Raw genomic sequence first — 4,723 nt, forward strand, 5'->3', positions numbered from 1 at the left:
ATCTGACGAAGAACAGGAGCGAAAAGGGCCAAAAAATCGCCCAAAGCACACACGAAAATAGATACATCAAGCCAAGAAAAACTTTTTGGAGAAATTCAAAACAGCTTCTCAATAGGAATATACTTGTTTTTCAGGATTGGATTAAAAGTGTGTTGAGCTGATTCACCACAGGAAGCCTTGCCTATTTCGGATAGACAAGTGTTTTCTGTGGTGTTTCTTTTTGTCCTGTCCTGCATCTTTCCTCATCACGGAAGTGAAACTAAATTCAAATACCCATTCCAAATCAGCGCACGACAAATTCGAAACAGACTCTATAATCTGGTTTTACGCGAAAAGTAAAAAGAAAGATGCCATACCACCAACTACCAGACAACAATCTGTACAATAATCCATGAATATGTACTTTTCTATATGGAAATATCGGCAAAAACGCCTTACTTTTGCTTCCATATAATCATTCGATAACACTGAAAACACATGAAAAAGTACAACATGCTATGGACACTACTGGTTTTGGGCAGCACGGCACATGCCCAAAACTGGCCAGAAGTGAAACCAGAAGCCCGACCGGGTAGCCGGTGGTGGTGGTTGGGTAGTGCCGTCGACCAAAAGAATCTTTCGTATAATCTGAAAAAATACGGCACAGCAGGACTGGGCAGCCTGGAAATCACTCCCATCTACGGTGTACAAGGAAACGAACAGAATGACATCGATTTTCTCTCGCCCCAATGGATGGAGATGCTCAAATATACCGAAGCTGAAGCTCAAAAAAACGGTATCAGCATCGACATGAATACCGGTACAGGCTGGCCTTTCGGAGGACCCGAAGTCACTATCGAAGAAGCTGCCACCAAAGCCATCTTCGAATCTTATCTGATAAACGGAGGAAAAGATGTATCATTGGATATATGCATCACTGACCCGAAAGAGAAAAAACGGCAGGAAGGCATTGCCAAACTAAGCCGGCTGATGGCATACGACGGAAAAGGCAAATGCCTCGACCTGACTTCGAAAGTAAACGAAGGGAAACTGACTTGGAAAGCACCCGCAGGGGAATGGCAACTGATAGCCTTGTTCGAAGGAAAGACCCTGCAAAAAGTGAAACGTGCCGCACCCGGAGGAGAGGGGTATGTAATGGATCACCTGAATCCGAAAGCTGTAAAAAATTACTTTGCCAAATTCGACCAAGCTTTCAAGAAAAGCCAGACCAACTGGCCACGTTCCTTCTTCAATGATTCTTACGAAGTATATGGTGCCGACTGGACACCTGGACTGCTGGAAGAATTTGCAAAACGGAGAGGATACCGGCTGGAAGAACATTTTCCCGAATTTCTGGATGAAACACGTCCGGAAACCAGCAGACGTATCCTGTCCGATTATAGGGAAACCGTAAGCGAAATGCTGATAGACAACTTTACAACCCAATGGACCAAATGGGCACATGGACACGGAAGCACCACCCGAAACCAGGCACACGGTTCACCCGCCAACCTGATTGATACATACGCATCGGTAGACATACCTGAGTGCGAAGGCTTCGGACTGACCGACTTCCACATCAAAGGATTACGCCGTGACTCACTGACACGCCCCAATTTTTCCGACATTTCCATGCTGAAGTATGCTTCATCGGCTGCACATATCTCCGGAAAGCCTTATACTTCTTCGGAAACTTTCACGTGGCTTACCGACCACTTCCGCACTTCCCTGTCACAATGCAAACCCGACATGGACCTGATGTTCGTATCTGGCGTAAACCACATGTTCTTTCACGGCACGCCATACTCGCCTCAAGAAGCAGCATGGCCCGGATGGCTGTTCTATGCCACTGTCAATATGTCGCCCACCAATTCCATCTGGCGCGATGCACCGGCATTCTTTAACTACATCACCCGTTGCCAGTCTTTCCTGCAAATGGGACAACCCGACAATGATTTCCTGGTATATCTTCCTATCTATGATATGTGGAACGACCTGCCAGGACGTATGGTAGCATTTGATATCCATAAGATGGACCAATATGCCCCCAAATTCATCAAAACCATCCAGACCATCATCCAAGGCGGATATGACGTAGACTATATCTCGGATGCATTCATCCGTACCACCCGGTACGAAGACGGGCAGCTGGTAACCAGCGGAGGAACCCGATACAAAGCACTGGTAGTGCCAGCCGCACGCCTGATGCCTGCCACTACACTTAAAAAACTGATAAGTCTGGCACGAGAAGGAGCCACTGTGGCATTTGTCGAACAATACCCCGAAGACGTTCCGGGCTACAGCCAACTGAGACAGAACCGCAAAGCCTTTTCAGCTGTCTGTGCCGACCTTCCCCAAGCTGATTCCTTCGACAAGACACAATGCTTCGACTTCGGCAAGGGACGGATTATCATTGGTTCTGACTACCATCAGGTACTCGATGCCACCGGCACACCGGCAGAAGAAATAAAAACACGCTATGGCTTACAGTTCATCCGACGGACCAATCCCGACGGACACCATTACTTTGTATCCTGCCTGCAAAAACAAGACGTAAACGGATGGGCAACGCTTAATGTAGCCGATACCGCAGCCATGCTCTTCGACCCTATGACCGGTGAAAAAGGCATGGCACAGACACGTACGAAAGATGGTAAGCTACAAGTGCGCCTGCAACTGAAATCGGGCGAAAGCCTCATCGTACAGACATTCCGGGAAAAACCGGAAGGACAATCCGCATGGAAATACGGCTCCGAACAAGCATACAGCCTTAGCCTGGACCATGGATGGAAACTGGCATTCACTGAAAGCCATCCCAGCATCGAAGGCGAATTCGACATCGACACCCCCATGTCGTGGACAGAAATAGACCATCCCAATGCCACTATCAATATGGGAACTGCACGCTATACAGTAACTATCGACATGCCCCAGCTGAAAGCAGACGACTGGATTCTTGACTTGGGCGACGTGAGGGAAAGTGCACGTGTACGCATCAACGGACACGAAGCAGGAACTGTATGGGCCGTACCCTTCCGCCTGAAAATAGGAAAATGGCTGAAACCCGGCAAGAATACCCTCGAAGTAGAGGTAACCAACCTACCGAGCAACCGCATTGCCGACATGGACCGCAAAGGTGAACAATGGCGCATCTTCAAGGAAATAAACATGGTAAAGCTGAACTACGAAAAAGGAGACTACAGCCACTTGCAACCCATGCCTGCGGGACTGAACAGCTGCGTAAAACTGATTCCTGTAAACTATGATAAACTCTAACTCGAAAACACCTATGAATAAGATGAAACCAAACATTCTATTCAGCCTGCTGATAGCCGGATGGATTCCGGCTGCAGGCCTATCGGCACAAACCTACGACTTTACCTTTGCTCCCAACAAAGCGGATAAAGGAAGCACAACCATCTACATTACCCCCGATTCACTATATCCAGGAGAAGGACACTTCGGCTATGACCTCATTCCTGCCCCTGATGGAAAATCGGACCAGCCATTCTTCTTCTCGGTTGACGTACCCGATGGTAATTATCGCATCACCGTCACCCTAGGAAGCAAGAAAAAAGCAGGACTCACCACCGTAAGAGGTGAATCGCGCCGCTTGTTCCTGAACAGAATCCCTACCCGCAAAGGAGAATTCAAGACCTTTACATTCGTTATCAACAAACGTAACACGGTTATTGACGGAGAGGAAAAAGTACGTATCAAACTACGCGAAAAAAACAAGTTGAACTGGGATGACAAACTCACGCTGGAATTTAATGGCAGCGCCCCTTGCGTAGCAAACATAAAAATAGAACGGGCAGACAATGTCCCTACAGTTTTCCTTGCCGGAAATTCTACCGTAGTAGACCAAGACAACGAACCGTGGGCAAGTTGGGGACAGATGATTCCCGCTTTCTTCAACGACCGCGTATGTTTTGCCAACTATGCCGAAAGTGGCGAACGTGCCGATACCTTCATCAAGGCAGGACGCCTGAAGAAAGCTCTCACGCAAATGAAACCAGGCGACTACATGTTCATCGAATTCGGACATAACGACCAGAAACTGAAAGGACCCGGCAAGGGAGCCTATTACTTCTTTGCCACCCAACTGAAGACTTTCATCGATGAAGTACGTCTCAAAGGAGGCACTCCGGTCTTCGTTACCCCGACCCAACGCCGCTCATTCGATGAAAACGGCAAGATACTCGAAACCCACGAAGACTATCCCGATGCCATGCGCTGGGTGGCACAGCGCGAACAGGTACCAGTCATCGAACTGCACGACATGACCCGCACACTGTATGAAGCACTGGGAGTAGAAACCTCGAAGAAAGCCTTTGTACATTATCCTGCAGGCACTTACCCGGGACAGACTCGCGAACTTGCCGATAATACCCACTTCAACCCTTACGGAGCCTACGAAATAGCTCGCTGTATAGTAGAAGGAATCCGTGGGCTGAACCTTCCATTCGCTGCCTGTCTGAAAGACTATCAGCCTTTTGACCCAACTCATCCTGATAATCCAGACAGTTTCCAATGGGATGACAGCCCATTCACCGAAATAGAGAAACCGGACGGAAACTGAGAAACTGTTTTGAATTTGTCGTGTGCTGATTGGGGATAAGTTTTTAAGCTGTTTTGAGAAGCTGTTTTGAATTTCTCCAAAAAGTTTTTCTTGGCTTGATGTATCCGTTTTCGTGTGTGCTTTGGGCGATTTTTTGGTCCTTTCCGCTCCTGTTCTTCGTCA

Annotated in this window: 2 protein-coding genes; both read left to right on the top strand. The window is 47.9% G+C overall.

The window, feature by feature from the left end; all coding sequences use genetic code 11:
* The first annotated feature begins 477 nt into the window (after positions 1-477).
* Complete coding sequence (locus B5F78_RS15980) at positions 478-3,255, top strand: alpha-L-rhamnosidase (protein ID WP_087407208.1); 2,778 nt, start codon at positions 478-480, stop codon at positions 3,253-3,255.
* Positions 3,256-3,277: 22 nt separating this feature from the next.
* The gene (locus tag B5F78_RS15985) at positions 3,278-4,561 is read left to right on the top strand and encodes a rhamnogalacturonan acetylesterase (RefSeq protein WP_087407209.1); all 1,284 of its coding nucleotides are present in this window, start codon (positions 3,278-3,280) and stop codon (positions 4,559-4,561) included.
* Positions 4,562-4,723 lie beyond the last annotated feature (162 nt).

Source organism: Bacteroides sp. An279 (assembly GCF_002159615.1).
Taxonomy (GTDB): Bacteria; Bacteroidota; Bacteroidia; order Bacteroidales; family Bacteroidaceae; genus Phocaeicola; species Phocaeicola intestinalis.